Raw genomic sequence first — 13,454 nt, 5'->3', positions numbered from 1 at the left:
AAACGGTGGGCCGGGGGGCCCGGGCGGACCGGGGTACGTACCCTGGCTTGAAAATCGAATTAGACAAGATAGCATGATGAATTATTGCGAAGCGGGCGCGGTGCTGCTGGCGAGTGGCTTGCTGCTGGCCAGCTGCCAGTCAAAGCCCGGCGCGGGGGACGATGCCAGCGCAGAAAAATCTGGTGTCATCTGGCAATCAGCCGCTTACACGCTGTATGCCGATAGCGTGGTGCAGGGCGCCAACCACGCCCGCGCCACCTCGGCCACCGCGCTCACCTCCAATTACCGCAGCCCGGCCAACGAGCGCCAGAGCCCCAAAATCCTGTTTAAGTTCAGCCTCAATGGCCAGGACAACGAGCTGGCCTCGGGCCAGGATAATAGCTTTCTGGCGCTGCCGGCCACGCCCGGCGCGGTGGTCGAAACGCCGGTTATCGCCTTCGGCCAGCGCTACGTGGACCCCCGCCCCGAGCCCGCGGGCCAGTGCCTGGCGCCCAATACCAGGCTGAAAATCAGGCTCGACCTGCGGCCCGTGCTGGCTGCCTTCGCCAAGCAGGGCTACTACACTACTTTCAAGGGCGAAAAGCTTTATAAGCAAGACTTTAAACAGGTATTCGTGGCCGGTGGGCAAGCGCCGCTGAGCTGGGATTTTGACAACCTCGCCAACAAGCCCGAGCTGGCAATGCACGACCCCAACGGCGACGGCATCTACGAAGTGACGCTCACGCTCAACGCCCCGGCCGCCGCCAAAACCACGGCCCAGCAGTGGGAAAAATCCATCAAGACCGACGATTTTCCGCAGTATACTTCCGAGTATCCGCTGGCCGATGCGCTCTACAACCTGGCCCTGGAGGAGGCGCGCCGCGCCGTGGAGCCGGATAGCACCTTCCGCACCGGCAAGGAGTGGGCGGGCGTGTGGACGCGCGACGTGAGCTACTCTATCCTGCTGGCCCAGGCTACGTTGCAGCCTAAGGTGGCCATGAAGAGCCTGCTGCGCAAGGTGAGCCCCGAGGGCCGCATTATTCAGGACACGGGCACCGGCGGGGCCTACCCGTGCTCTACCGACCGCGTGGTGTGGGCCGTGGCCGCCTGGGAAGTGTACAAGGTGACCGGCGACGAAGCCTGGCTGCGCCAGGTATACCCGGTCGTCAAAAAATCGCTGGAAGAGGACGCCCAAAACGCCTACGACCCCGCCACCGGCCTGGTGCGCGGCGAGTCGTCGTTTCTGGACTGGCGCGAGCAGACCTACCCGCGCTGGATGCAGCCCGCGGACATCTACCAGAGCGAAAACCTGGGCACCAACGCCGTTCATTTTCAGGCCAATACCGTGCTGGCCCTCATGGCCCGGCAGCTGGGCGAGGCCGCCGTGGCCGCACGCCACGAGCAGGTGGCCGGGGCCATCAAGCAGGCCATCAACCAGCACTTATGGCTCGATAAGGCGGGCTACTACGGGCAGTACCGCTACGGCCGGGTGTTCCCGGTGGTGTCGCCCCGGGCCGAGGCGCTGGGCGAGGCCCTGAGCGTGTATTTTGGCGTGGCCGATGCGGCGCGGTCCCAAACGGTGGTGGCTAGCACGCCCACCACGCCCTTCGGCATCCCGTGCATCTACCCGCAGATTCCGGGCATCCCACCCTACCACAACGACGCGGTGTGGCCCTTCGTGCAGAGCTTTTGGGCCCTGGCTGCCGCCAAGGCCGGCAACGAGGCATCGCTCACCGAAAGCATGGCCGCCGTGTATCGCCCGGCCGCGCTGTTTTTGACCAACAAGGAAAACTTCGTGGCCAGCAACGGCGACTTTGCCGGCACCCAGGTCAACAGCAGCAACATGCTCTGGAGCCTCTCGGGCAGCCTGGGGCTGGTGTACAAGGTGCTGTTTGGCCTGCACTACGAAACCGACCGGCTGGTGTTTCAACCCTTTGTGCCGCAGGCGTTTAAAGGTATGCGCAAGCTCACCAATTTCAAATACCGCCGGGCCGTACTCAACATTGAGCTGACGGGCTATGGTAAGGAGATTCAGGAGATTACCCTGGATGGCAAGCCGCTGGCCGGCGCAGCCGTGCCCGCCACGCTCACTGGCACCCACGCCCTGCGCATAACGCTCAAAAGCCAGGCCCTGGCCGCGGCAAAAGTTACCCGCGTGGCCAACCTGTTCAGCCCCGAAACGCCGCAGGTCACCCTTGCCAACGGCCAGCTGCGCTGGGCCGCCATAGAAGGTGCGCAAACCTACCGCGTGCTCCAAAACGGCCGGCCCGTGAACGCCAGCGGTGCCCTCACCTACGCCGTGCCGGCCGGCCCCTACGCCGAGTACCAGGTGCTGGCCATCGACCGCCAGGGCCTCGAATCGTTTGCCAGCGAGCCGCTGCCGGTGGGCGCGCCCGCCACCGAAGTGCAGCTCGAAACCCTGGCCCCGGCCGCGGCCTACGCCTACAAAGGCTTCAGCGGCAAGGGCTTTGTGGAGGTGAGCACGGCCAAAAACACCCGGCTCACCATTCCGGTAGACGTGCCGGAGGCCGGGCAGTATGCCCTCGATTTCCGCTACGCCAACGGCAACGGCCCCCTTAATACCAATAATAAGTGCGCCATTCGCACCCTGCGCAACGGCCAGGGCGCGCTGCTGGGCACCGTGGTGCTGCCCCAGCGCGGGGTAGCGGAGTGGTCGAGCTGGGGCTTCTCGAACCCCGTGCTGGTGCAATTGGTGAAGGGTAAAAACACGCTCGTGCTCACCTACGAGGCCGCCAACACCAATATGAACGGCCCCGTGAACCAAGCCATGCTCGACTACCTGCGGGTGCGGAAAATTGATAAATAAAAAATCGTTTGTTATTGCGAGCGCAATGCAGTGGAGTGCGGCAAGCCTTCCTGGTCGTCCTCGGCATTTGATTACTAACCCCAGCGTGAAGGAAAGATTGCCAAGCTCCACCGCGTTGCGCCCGCAATGACAAACTACTACGAAGCAGTTCTTACTTTTACTCCCTATGACCGACGCCGAATTTGACTTGCTGGACGAATTGTATTTCGTGACTCCCTTTAAAGTGTTGCTCGAAAAAACCGGCCAGCCCGCCGCCGAGCTGCTGCCCGTGCTGAGCCGCCTGCTGGAGCGTGGCCTAGTGCGCTACTACTGGCCCGACCCCGACACTGAGCTGGCCTACGAGCCCACCTCGTTTGGCGCGCTGGGCCAGGATGCCAGCTACCTGGCCTCCAAGGAAGGCCTGCTGCAACACAACACCCGCTAGCCGTGGCCGCCCAACCGGGTACGACCGCGCCCGCTACCCTGCCCGCCGCCCCCGATACCGCCGTGGTAGTGCCGCCGCCTGCGCGCACGCCCGGCTACTACGTGCGCCAGCGCCTGTGGGCCAACCGGCCCGCCGTGGCCGGGCTGGTGTTTATCGGGCTGTGCGCGCTGGTGGCGCTGCTCGGCTACTGGGTGCTGCCCGATAACTCGCCCGATGCCAACAACGGCCTTGTGCAGCTGCAAAAGCAGCCGCCGGGCTTCGTGGCTACCATCCGGCAGGTGCCCAACGCCAACGCGCCGGCCCCCGGCAACGCGCTGCAAGTGTGGCTGCACGGCCGCCCGCCCCAATTTAAAGACGAGGTAGCCACCAGCGCAAACCCACTCCTTCCTTCACTCCTTCGCACGTACTGGCTGGGCACCGACAAAGCCGGGCGCGACGAGCTGAGCCGGTTGCTGCTGGGTACGCGCATCTCGCTGGGAATCGGGCTGGTAGGGGTGCTTATCTCGCTGGTGCTGGGCGTGAGTGTGGGGGCGGTAGCGGGCTACTTCGGCGGCTGGGTTGACAGCCTGCTGCTGGGCCTCATGACGGTGGTGTGGAGCATTCCGGGTATTATGCTGGTCATTGGCATTTCGCTGGCTCTGGACAGTAAAGGCGTGTGGGTCAGCTTTGTAGCCGTGGGCCTTACCATGTGGGTCGATGTGGCCCGGGTGGTGCGCGGGCAGGTGCTGAGCCTGCGCTCGGCCACGTTTATTGAGGCCGGGCGGGTGCTGGGGCTGCCCACCAGCCGGCTCATTTTTGTGCACCTGCTGCCCAACTTGCGTGGGCCCGTTATTGTGCTGGCTACCAGCAACTTCGCGGCGGCTATCCTGCTCGAAGCGGGCCTCAGCTTCCTGGGCCTGGGCGTGCAGCCGCCCGCCCCCAGCTGGGGCCTGATGGTGAAGGAGGGCTACGACCTGCTGGGCACCGAGGCTGGCCTGTGGCTTACGGCGCTGCCGGGCCTGGCCATTAGCTTGTTGGTGCTGAGTTTCAACGTATTGGGTAACGGCCTGCGCGATGCCTTCGACCCCAAAACCTCGCTCACTTAAGCACGTGGCCCGCCAGTTGGGCGGCTGCGCGTATCATTGTGGCACCTTCTCTTTTTCTGCGCCCGCCCGGCTTTAGTGCCGGCGGGCCTCCTTCGTACCTGCCCCATGCCTAACACCGCCGCCCTCGTTGGCCTCGAAAAACGCCTCTTTCTGAAGGAGCGCGAGTTGGGGGCGCTGCTCGAAATCACGCAGGCCATCACCCACAACTCGGCCGAGGCCGACCTGTACAAGATTTACCAATTCACGCTCATTGGGCAGCTGGGGGTGCGCCGCGTGGCGCTGTATGTGCTCGATGAGGGTGCCTACCGGCTGAAGGTAAATTTCGGCACCGACCTGCCCGCCGATTCCCACTTTATGCCTGCCGAGGTGGGCCACTGGTGCCCCGGCCCCTCGTGCGCCGTGCAGGAGCTGGGTTTGGGCCACGCTTGGCACAACTTTGAGCTGCTGGTGCCCGTGCGCCAGCAAGACATGGTGCAGGCCCTGGTCTTTATAGGTACGCTGCATGGCGAATATGCTAGTAGTGAGGCACTTTCGTTTCTCGAAACGCTGAGTAATATTTTGCTTGGGGCGGTGGCCAACCTGCGCTTGGCCCGTCAGCGCGAAACCCTACTCGTGGCCGAGGCCACCGTGCGCCGCGAAATCGAGATTGCCCAGCAGGTGCAGCAATTGTTGTTTCCGCAGCACCTGCCCAACAATGCCTACTACGCCCTGCACGCCACCTACCAGCCCCACACCGAGATAGGCGGCGACTACTACGACGTGGTGGAAATTGACCAGCACCGGCTGCTCATCTGCGTGGCCGACGTGAGCGGCAAGGGCGTGCCCGCCTCGCTGCTGATGTCCAACTTCCAAGCGGGCCTGCGCACGCTGCTGCGCCAGAACGTGGACCTCATGACCTGCGTGCACGAGCTCAACCACCTCATCTTTCGTAACTCGGGCGGCGAGAAATTTATCACCGCTTTTCTGGCCATTCATGACCGCCGCACCCAGGTGCTGGAATACGTGAACGCCGGCCACAACGACCCACTGCTGCTGCCCGACGTGGGCCCGCCCCAGCCCTTGCACGACGGCACCGTGATGCTGGGCATCATGCCCGACCTGCCCCGCTTTAAGGTGGGCCTGGCTGCCATGCCGCCCCACTCGCTGCTATTCGCCTACACCGACGGCCTCACCGAAGTATTTGATAGTCAGCAGGAAGAGTTTGGGGAGGAAGGCGTGCTGCGCGCGCTCACCCACAACCGCTACCTGCCGCTGCCGCGCCTGCACGAGGAAATGCTGCACGATATCCAGCGCTTCAACGCGACCGGCGACCGCTTCGCCGACGACGTAACGATGTTGAGCCTACGGGTGAAATGAGGGGGTGAGGGGGTAAAAAGAACATCATCGCCCCATTACCTCCTCACTTCCTGATTTCTTCACCTCAGTACCTCCCTCCAGCCAGGTGCCGCACCGAATAAGTACAGCTAATGACAGGAAAAAAACGGAACCGATTTTGTCAACCTCAATCAGCTCGTTGAGAAACAAGTGGAAGAGAATGATGGCAAAGGATAGCGAAGCCACGAGCACTACCCCGTGCACTTCGGGCCGGTGTCGGCTCGCGTGGTAGAGCCGCTCGGCCGTGAGCAAGGCCGTGGCTACCAAGGCACAAAATAGCAGCAAGCCAGGAAAACCCTGCTCAGCCGTGAGCAATATAAAGTAGTTGTGGGCCGTGGAGTGCTCGCGGTTATCGCTCACGTAGGTGCGGAAGCTGGTTACCGTATAGCGCTTGTACTCAGGGTAAAAGGTGGCGGGGCCGCTGCCGGTAATGGGCTTGTCGGCTATCATGCCAATAGCCGCCACCCAGCGGTACACCCGCTCCATGCCCGATACGTCCTGAAACTTATAGGTGGAGGCCAGGTGCGCCGAGAAGTCGCCGCCGTGCCAGATAGTCTTCTCATAGTCGGGCCGAAACCGCATGAAGTTCTCGCCACTCACAAAGTACACCGCCGAGCCCATCATGCCCAGCCCTACTATTACCAAAGCTATGCGCGTGAGGCGCAAGCGCATTACCCAATAAAAAACGGCTGCCACCGGCAACGACAGCCACGAGGCGCGCGTGTAGGAAGTAAGCAGGCCAAATAGCAGGATGGTGCCCACCCCCAGCCACAGCCGCCGCTGGGTGCGCGTGGCCGCCTGCGCCGCCAGCCCGCCCACCAGCGGCAGCAGCAGCGCCAGCACCGTAGCGTAGGTAACGTGGTTGCGGTAAAATGGCTGAATGGCCCAGTTTACCTTGGCAAAGCTGAATCCCACGCTGGCGTGGCGTGGCAACACCCACAACAAGCTTACCGCAGTGGCCGCCGCGTAAATACCCATTACCCGCCAAAAATCGGCGGGGCGCCGCACCAGCAGGAGCGTGCCCAGCAAAAACGGTATCAGGTACCAGCACTTGGCCAGCAGGTATTTACACGATTTCAGCAGGTTGGTCGAAAATACCGTGTCAAGCATCGACCAGGCCAGCATAAGCAAGGGCAGTAGCAGTAGCGGGTGCCGCCACTCGCGGCGGGCCAACTGGCCCAGCCCACCCGGGGCCAGCAGCAGCGCCAAGGGCACGCAGCCCAGCAGCGCCAGCATGAGCGGCTCGGAAGGCACATCCATGCTAAAGCCGCCCGGCAGGCCGATTTCGCGCGTGAAAGGCAGCGTCAGAAACAAGCCGTAGTAGAGCCACTGCCAGCGCGTGGCCGCCAGCACCACGGCCAGCAGCGCCAGGGCCGGCACCAGCAGCAGCGGCTCCCTCAGCAGCCCAGCCAGCAGCCCGCCCAGCAGGAGCAGCCCCAGAAAAGCCAAAAACAACCGCTGGCTAGCATCGACGGGCCGCAGGCGGAGCAATAACTGGTGCATGGCAAATCAAGTAATAGGTACTGATTACCAGGCAGCCCGTAGCAGGTACCAAGCAGTAGCGAATACTGCCTGCTACCTGCTACGGGCTGCCTGGTACTTCATTAATTGCTAATTGGCGTGGACGGGCGGCGGCGGTACAACTCTAGCAGCAGGATGATGAACACGGAAAGGGCCAGCGTGAGCAGCACCGAACCCAGCACGATAACCGTGCGGAAGGGCTTGCTCTTGCGGGTGGCGGGGTACGCCTTCTGCACCAGGTACAGCGACGATACCCGGCTGCGCAGCGACGTTTCGGCCTGCTCAAACGAGCCCTGCGCGGCTATCAGCCGGGTTTGCAGGTCCGTAATGCGCAGGCTTAGCAGCGTTACGGAGTCCACGCCTTTGTTCCAGCCCTCCAGGTTGATGGGGTTGCCTCCATCGGCCTTGGTGAGGCCATTGAGCGCCCGGCGCAGGCCCGCCGCGTTGCCGGGCCCGCCGCCCTCGGCCAGGCGCAGCTCCTTTTCGGTTTCGATAATCTCCTTGCTGAGGTATCGGCCCTGCTCTTCGGTGCGGAAATAGACCCCGTAGCGCTGGCGCATAGTAAGGAGCTGCCGGCGGGTAGTCTCGTAGATAACCCCCAGCTGATTAGAGCGTAACTGATAGATTTGCAACACGTTGCGTCGGTTTTCCAGCGTCAGTTGCTGGTTCACCGAGTCGATGGCGGCCACCATGGCGTTGGCCACGGCCGCGGCCAGCTTCTTATCGCGGTCCTGAAAGGTGAGCTCAATGGCGTCGCGCTCATTGTGCACGATGCTCAGGTTGGAAGTAAACTCGCGCAGCACGCTATTCTCGGCCGCGTCGGTACCGGGCTGGCCCGCGTCGTAGTGCTCATACAGGTTGAAGCGGCGAATCATGAGCTCGGCCAGCGGCAGCGACTGCCCCACGGTAATCACCCGGTCCAGGTCCTCGGAGCGGGCCCCTACTTCCAGCTTCGAGCCCTCCACCAGGCGGTCGGGGTCAGTGCTTTGGGGCGAAGTAGGCAGGAAAACAGCCGTGGAGCTGTAAATATTGGGTAAAGTCCACGATACCAGAATGCTTATCGCAGCAGACAGCACTACGGCCAGGGCCAAAAGATATTTCCAGCGATGAAAAATGGCCAGCAGGCCAGCCATGGCAAAGGAAGGACGCGAATCGGGGGACATAGACTATAAAAAGAAAACGGCGGCATAGGCAGCCCTTTGCCACTTCTGGCAAAGATAATGGCCTAACTGCCCTGGCTGGTACCCTATGCCGGGCCCGGCTGGCTCGTTGTGCCCGCCCAAGAAGCGGCCAGCCCGGCCGGGGTAGTAAAATTGCCAGCGCTCGCCTGGCCTAATTACCCGTAGTAGCTTTGCGGTCTTTTATTCGGTCTTTTATTCGCTACTATATCAAACGGTTTTTTGGAAATATCAGCCTGGCAATTGGGGTTAACCTGCTTGTGAAACCCGGCTGGGTAGTGGTCGAGAGCCTCGTGCAAAACCAAATTGGGCACGTGGCCTACGGCACCTTCACGGCCCTTTCGTCGCTGACAATGATACTGGCTACCCTCTCCGATGTGGGCCTCACGCACTACACCGTGAAGCGCATTGCCGCCGAGCCTACCTACCTGAGCACGCATTTCCCGGTTATTCTGCCCCTGCGGGGGCTGCTCAATGGCGTGGCGCTGCTACTGCTGCTGGCCCTTGGCGGGTTGCTGGGCTACCGGGGCAGCCAGCTGGGGCTGTTGGCCGCGGTGGGGGCGGGGCTACTGCTCACCCAGTATGGGCAGTTTTTGCGGGGTACGCTGCAAGCCAACCAGCGCTTCAACACCGATGCGCTGCTCTCGGTGCTCGAAAAAGCGCTGCTGCTCGTGTTGGTGCTGGCGCTGCTGCCGGTGGGCCTCACGCTGAACGTGTACGTGGGGGCCCGCCTGGCGGCAGCGGCCTTCACGGCAATGCTACTCTATGGCCTTATGACCCGCCTGTATGGGCGGGTGCGCTACCACTGGCACTGGGGCCACGCCCGCGGCGTACTGCGCGACGCCCTGCCTTTTGCCCTGATAACGCTGCTCTACGGGGCCAACGAGCGCATTGATATGGTGATGCTCGAACGGCTGGCCTCGCCCACCGAGGCCAGCTACTACGCGGGCGCCTACCGCTGGGTCGATGCCGTACTCATGTACGTTTGGACCCTGATGCCGCTGTTTTTTGCCCGGTTTGCGGCCGCCCTGCACAACCGGGGCGAGCAGCAGGCCCTGCTCTGGTTTGGGCAGCGCATCGTAACGCTGCCCATGCTGCTGGCCTGCGCGTTTGTGCTGTTTCGGGGCGAGCTGCTGTTCTGGCAGTTCACGCACAGCACCGCCGCTGAGGTGGCCCGCATGACGCTCTGCCTCAAAATTCTGTTTATCAATGTGTTGGTGCAGTCCTTCTTTGTCATCTACAGCACCCTGCTCAACAGCACGCACTACGTGCAGATTGTGAGCCGCCTGATAGCCTTTAGCCTGGCGCTGAACGTGGGGCTGAATCTGTGGCTGCTTCCCCACTACGGGGCCGTGGCCGCCGCCGCCAACACCCTGCTGTGTGCCACGCTGGTGGCGGGGGGGGGCGTGTGGCTGGTGCACCACCGGGCGCAGGTAGCCGTGCCGTGGCCGCTGCTGGGGCGGCTGGGGCTGGCTTTTGGGCTGCTGTGCGCCGGCTGGTACGGCTTGCAGCACTTGTTGGTGCTACCTTGGCTGGCCGAAAGCGCCCTGGCGGCCGGCTGGTTTGTAGCCATTAGCCTGGGGCTGGGGCTGGTGCCGCTGGCCGAAATCAGAGCGTTTTTCCGGCCTTCAGCACCAGCCCCGGCCGCTGAGAGCGGACCTCTTACGTAGTTTATGTTACCTCATTCCTCTTTGCTTACCAGCGACTTGCTGCAGCGGCTCCGCCGCGTTGAGAAGCTGGCAGCACTGCCTAAGATTGGGCGCTTGCTCCGCCTTCGGGGGCGTTATATCTATGCCCTTGGGTTTCGGTTGCTGCGCTACCGGCGCACCAAAAAAGGCGTGGCCCGCCAGGCTCTCACCTTCTTCAACATGCCCATGACGGTGGTGCTGCCCGCCAGCACCGATATTTACCTGACGGGTGGCAAATCGCACGATTCGGAAATCCGGCTGGCCCGGTTTCTGATTCAGCACCTCACGCCAGGAGCCGTTTTTGCCGACGTAGGGGCGCACTTTGGCTACTTTTCGCTGCTGGCGGCCCAGCTGGTAGGCGCGGCGGGCCAAGTAGTGGCCTTCGAGGCCTCAACCGCTACCTACGCCGTGCTGGCGGCCAATGTGGCAGCGGTGCCCACTGTGGCGGCGCACCACTGCGCCATATCAGACACGCAGGAGCGGCTGTCCTTCTACGAGTTTCCGGTGCACTACAATGAATTCAACTCATTGGATGTAAGTCAGTTCGCAGAAGAAAAATGGTTTAAGAACGACCGGCCGGTTAAGATTGAAGTAGCAGCCACCACCCTCGACAGCGTCTTTGCCGCGGCGGTCTGCCCGCCCGCCATTATCAAAATTGATGTGGAAGGGGCTGAGTTTAAGGTGATTAAAGGCGCTGCTGAGCTCTTGCGCCGCGCCGCGCCCGCGGTAGTGCTGGAGTACCTGGAGCCCAAGCGCCACAACACCGAGCATCGGCAAGCGGCTGCCTTGCTGGCCGACCTGGGCTACCAGGCCCACCGCATCAGCTCCGAAGGCTTGCCCATTGCCTGCCCCAACGTAGATGCCTATTTGCTGGCACAAGGTATTGATTCTGATAATTTTGTATTCCTGAAAGCCCGGGCTTAACGTGGGCCGTCTCGCGCCTATTAGTTGATTACTAATAAAGCAGTAGGAAGAAATCTAGCGCGGGTTGCGGCTGCGTAAAGCGGCCGCACTGCTTGGTGCAACGCTCCGGCCTGTGCTTGGCAGCAGGTTTTATCTTTGCGCCGTTGGGCCCGCCTGGCGGCTAAGGTGCCAGCTGGCTGAAAGCCCTTGCACAATGAACCAGTAGCTTGCTGGCAACAATTGAGCAGAGGAAGCAGATAGGTTGTCTGGCTACGTGGCTTGCACAGTTTTTTGATTTATAGATTGATAACAGCTATTGCTCCAGCCTGACAGGATAGTAGAAGAAGCGCTGAAGCAGCAATTGTGGCAAGCTGGCTCGCTGGTAGGCGCAGTGCAGGTACTTCACCAGTTTAAAGCGTCAGGTGGTAAGCAGCAAGATGCGTTGCGTATTTTAGCGCACTTGCGACGCCTGGTGGTTAGCGAGCAGGAGGAGGATAAAATACTGGAATTGATGGATTTGGCAACCGGGTTTTGCCAGGCACACAGGCGTATATGGTGATTTGCCAGAAGAATAAATTCTTTCAAGTAATTCATAATAAGCTGCTTTAGTGGGGCCTGCGCCAGAGCGGCCGTCGTTGTGCTGCAGCCAGCTTACAAGCACTCAGGTGCCTTACGGGCACGGCCCGCACACACTGGCTTGAGGCGCAACGTGTTCGCAGTACCAAACGATTTGGTGTAAGGCCTACTTTAGAGCGGATTACCCAACAGTGTGCAGTTTTTAGAGGAATGAAGAATTAAAAATCTGTTAGTCAAATTTTTAATTCTTCATTCTATTCATCCAAGCGGAAACCGCTCTAACAATCAATTGCGAAGCTGATTCAGCTTCGCAAACCCTGGAAAAACGTTTTACGCCTTCTATAATGGCCCGCCCGCACCCGCATCAATTTGCTTATTCTATGCTGCCCCAGCTGGTGTGGCGGCGGCCCGCCGCCGTGCGCCGCGAGCTAGCCGACCCGCTGCTGGCCCGCGAGCTGCTGCTCTACATGTGGGATAAGGCCGCCGAGAGCCTGCCACCCCGCGAGCGCGTGGCCCCCAGAAGCTTGCAGCTAAGCTGGCACCAACTGGCTGGCCGCGCCACGGCGCTGCTGCAGCTGCCGGCTCCCCAGGCCACCGGCGAGGCCCACTTGGTGGCCATCGTGTACGACGAGGCTGAGGCCGACCCCGACGACCACTCCCGCATCCCCAACGATGACGAGGACGACGACGAGGATGACCTCAGCCCCAGCCTGGAGGCCACCCTGCCGCGCTATTTTCTGCTGGAAGCCACCCTGGGCCGCAGCCCCGAAGAAGCCGGCACGCCTACCGTGCTGGGCGAGCTGCGCGGCGAGCACCACCGCCACCACGCACCCGGCCCCCCCGCCGGCCGGCCCGATACGGCCGGCCGTTTCCTGCAAGCCCTGGCCGACCTGCTCGGTCCCCTGCCCGATACAGTGCCCTACATGCGCGTGGTGCGCGGCTAGCGCTTGGCGGCCGCGCCCACCACGGTGATGTCGTTGCCCGTTTCGGGGTACACAAAATGCCCGCCCACGGCCCGCTTGCCGTTTACCCGGCACTCCCAGGTATAGCTGCCGGGGGTGGGCTGGGCCGCCAGGCCGGCCATGTTTTTGAAGTATTCGGGGTCGCTGGGCTCGGTAGGGAAGAAAACGTCAACGCCGTTTTCGCCCTTGGCCACCACTTTCGTCAGCAAAAACTGCTTGGTTGTTTTTTCGTCCGTTACAATAAACACGGCGCTGTAGCCGCCCAGCGCGTTGTATTTATCCAGCACGCCCAGTTTAATGTAGGGCGTGGTAGATACCATCCAGGTTTGCGCTTTGGCCGGCGTAGCCACCAGGCCGCCCGCCAATAAAGCCGCGGCTGCGGCGTAGCGGCGCAGCCCACCAGTGAGGAGAGAAGTAGTGAATGATGCCATCAGAAAAGAAGGAAAGAGTTAAAGAAAATAATGGATAAATGACAAATCGCTAAATTGCTAAGTTATTAATTTGTGGTCAATATAGTCACCTATTTGCTCAGTACGCAACTTCTTCGGGCCAATAGGGTAAAATACCGGCCCAGTTAATCCTATTTGCCCACCATTTTGTGACCCGCCGCCAGCAACTTGCCCAGGCTGCCGCCGAAGCCGCGGCCCGCGCCCAGCGCCCGCCCACTACCCACTGCGGCCTTTGCGAGCGGGCTGTGCAGCAAACCAGCCGCCACCACCTCGTGCCCCGCGAAGAGGGCGGCCGCCACGGCGAAGTAGTGGACCTGTGTCAGCCCTGCCACAGCAGCGTGCACCGCTTTCTTACTAACCGGGCGCTGGCCCAGTATTACCACACCGTAGAAGCCCTGCGCGCCGCCCCCGAGCTGCAAGGCTACCTCAGCTGGATTCGGAAAAACAAGGTAGAGAAAATTCGTAATCGCCGTGGTAATAAATAATTG

At 61.7% G+C, this 13,454-nt stretch carries 11 protein-coding genes; 8 read left to right on the top strand and 3 right to left on the bottom strand.

All coding sequences use genetic code 11. The annotated features are described in order from the left end of the window. The first annotated feature begins 73 nt into the window (after nt 1–73). The 4 genes from QMK33_RS03265 to QMK33_RS03250 all read left to right on the top strand — a co-directional run bounded on the left by QMK33_RS03265 (nt 74) and on the right by QMK33_RS03250 (nt 5,671). Nucleotides 74–2,806 carry an alpha-L-rhamnosidase-related protein gene (locus tag QMK33_RS03265; RefSeq protein ID WP_283563114.1) on the top strand — a complete coding sequence of 911 codons (2,733 nt, stop codon included), beginning with the start codon at nt 74–76 and terminating at the stop codon, nt 2,804–2,806. A 166-nt stretch (nt 2,807–2,972) separates the two neighbouring features. Beyond that, a complete protein-coding gene (locus QMK33_RS03260) occupies nt 2,973–3,230 on the top strand; it encodes a hypothetical protein (protein ID WP_283563113.1) in 258 nt (85 codons plus the stop codon). A gap of 2 nt (nt 3,231–3,232) precedes the next feature. Then, nucleotides 3,233–4,315 (top strand): ABC transporter permease, encoded by a 1,083-nt coding sequence (locus QMK33_RS03255; RefSeq protein WP_283563112.1) that lies wholly within the window; start codon nt 3,233–3,235, stop codon nt 4,313–4,315. A gap of 105 nt (nt 4,316–4,420) precedes the next feature. Then, a complete protein-coding gene (locus QMK33_RS03250; protein ID WP_283563111.1) occupies nt 4,421–5,671 on the top strand; it encodes a PP2C family protein-serine/threonine phosphatase in 1,251 nt (416 codons plus the stop codon). A 24-nt stretch (nt 5,672–5,695) separates the two neighbouring features. Here the strand turns inward: QMK33_RS03250 and QMK33_RS03245 are convergent, their stop codons facing one another. Further along, nucleotides 5,696–7,192, bottom strand: a complete 1,497-nt coding sequence (locus tag QMK33_RS03245) for an O-antigen ligase family protein (protein ID WP_283563110.1) — start codon at nt 7,190–7,192, stop codon at nt 5,696–5,698. 101 nt (nt 7,193–7,293) lie between these two features. Then, complete coding sequence (locus QMK33_RS03240) at nt 7,294–8,373, bottom strand: GumC domain-containing protein (protein WP_283563109.1); 1,080 nt, start codon at nt 8,371–8,373, stop codon at nt 7,294–7,296. A 188-nt stretch (nt 8,374–8,561) separates the two neighbouring features. Between QMK33_RS03240 and QMK33_RS03235 the strand changes: the two genes are divergently transcribed. The 3 genes from QMK33_RS03235 (at nt 8,562) to QMK33_RS03225 (ending at nt 12,499) form a co-directional block, all read left to right on the top strand. Next, the gene (locus QMK33_RS03235; protein ID WP_283563108.1) at nt 8,562–10,058 is read left to right on the top strand and encodes an oligosaccharide flippase family protein; all 1,497 of its coding nucleotides are present in this window, start codon (nt 8,562–8,564) and stop codon (nt 10,056–10,058) included. Between the two features lie 3 nt (nt 10,059–10,061). After that, complete coding sequence (locus QMK33_RS03230; RefSeq protein WP_283563107.1) at nt 10,062–11,000, top strand: FkbM family methyltransferase; 939 nt, start codon at nt 10,062–10,064, stop codon at nt 10,998–11,000. Between the two features lie 935 nt (nt 11,001–11,935). Continuing rightward, on the top strand, nt 11,936–12,499 hold the full coding sequence (locus tag QMK33_RS03225; protein ID WP_283563106.1) for a hypothetical protein: 564 nt from the start codon (nt 11,936–11,938) through the stop codon (nt 12,497–12,499). Here the strand turns inward: QMK33_RS03225 and QMK33_RS03220 are convergent. Continuing rightward, nucleotides 12,496–12,948, bottom strand: coding sequence for a hypothetical protein (locus QMK33_RS03220; protein ID WP_283563105.1), 453 nt, complete (start codon nt 12,946–12,948; stop codon nt 12,496–12,498). The two genes, QMK33_RS03225 and QMK33_RS03220, sit on opposite strands and share 4 nt — an antisense overlap. A gap of 167 nt (nt 12,949–13,115) precedes the next feature. On the opposite strand from QMK33_RS03220, the gene QMK33_RS03215 reads away from it, so the two are divergent. Then, nucleotides 13,116–13,451, top strand: coding sequence for an HNH endonuclease (locus tag QMK33_RS03215; RefSeq protein WP_283563104.1), 336 nt, complete (start codon nt 13,116–13,118; stop codon nt 13,449–13,451). The last annotated feature ends 3 nt before the right edge of the window (nt 13,452–13,454 follow it).

Origin of the sequence: Hymenobacter sp. H14-R3 (genome assembly GCF_030063445.1) — a bacterium.
In the GTDB taxonomy this organism is placed as follows: Bacteria; Bacteroidota; Bacteroidia; order Cytophagales; family Hymenobacteraceae; genus Hymenobacter.
This window is presented reverse-complemented; position numbering and strand designations above follow the sequence as displayed.

Bases quoted from the DNA above. Each gene is read 5' to 3' on its own strand.
- QMK33_RS03265 (WP_283563114.1), top strand. From the start codon at position 74: ATGATGAATTATTGCGAAGCGGGCGCGGTGCTGCTGGCGAGTGGCTTG.
- QMK33_RS03260 (WP_283563113.1), top strand. From the start codon at position 2,973: ATGACCGACGCCGAATTTGACTTGCTGGACGAATTGTATTTCGTGACT.
- QMK33_RS03250 (WP_283563111.1), top strand. From the start codon at position 4,421: ATGCCTAACACCGCCGCCCTCGTTGGCCTCGAAAAACGCCTCTTTCTG.
- QMK33_RS03245 (WP_283563110.1), bottom strand. From the start codon at position 7,192: ATGCACCAGTTATTGCTCCGCCTGCGGCCCGTCGATGCTAGCCAGCGG.
- QMK33_RS03240 (WP_283563109.1), bottom strand. From the start codon at position 8,373: ATGTCCCCCGATTCGCGTCCTTCCTTTGCCATGGCTGGCCTGCTGGCC.
- QMK33_RS03230 (WP_283563107.1), top strand. From the start codon at position 10,062: ATGTTACCTCATTCCTCTTTGCTTACCAGCGACTTGCTGCAGCGGCTC.
- QMK33_RS03225 (WP_283563106.1), top strand. From the start codon at position 11,936: ATGCTGCCCCAGCTGGTGTGGCGGCGGCCCGCCGCCGTGCGCCGCGAG.
- QMK33_RS03220 (WP_283563105.1), bottom strand. From the start codon at position 12,948: ATGGCATCATTCACTACTTCTCTCCTCACTGGTGGGCTGCGCCGCTAC.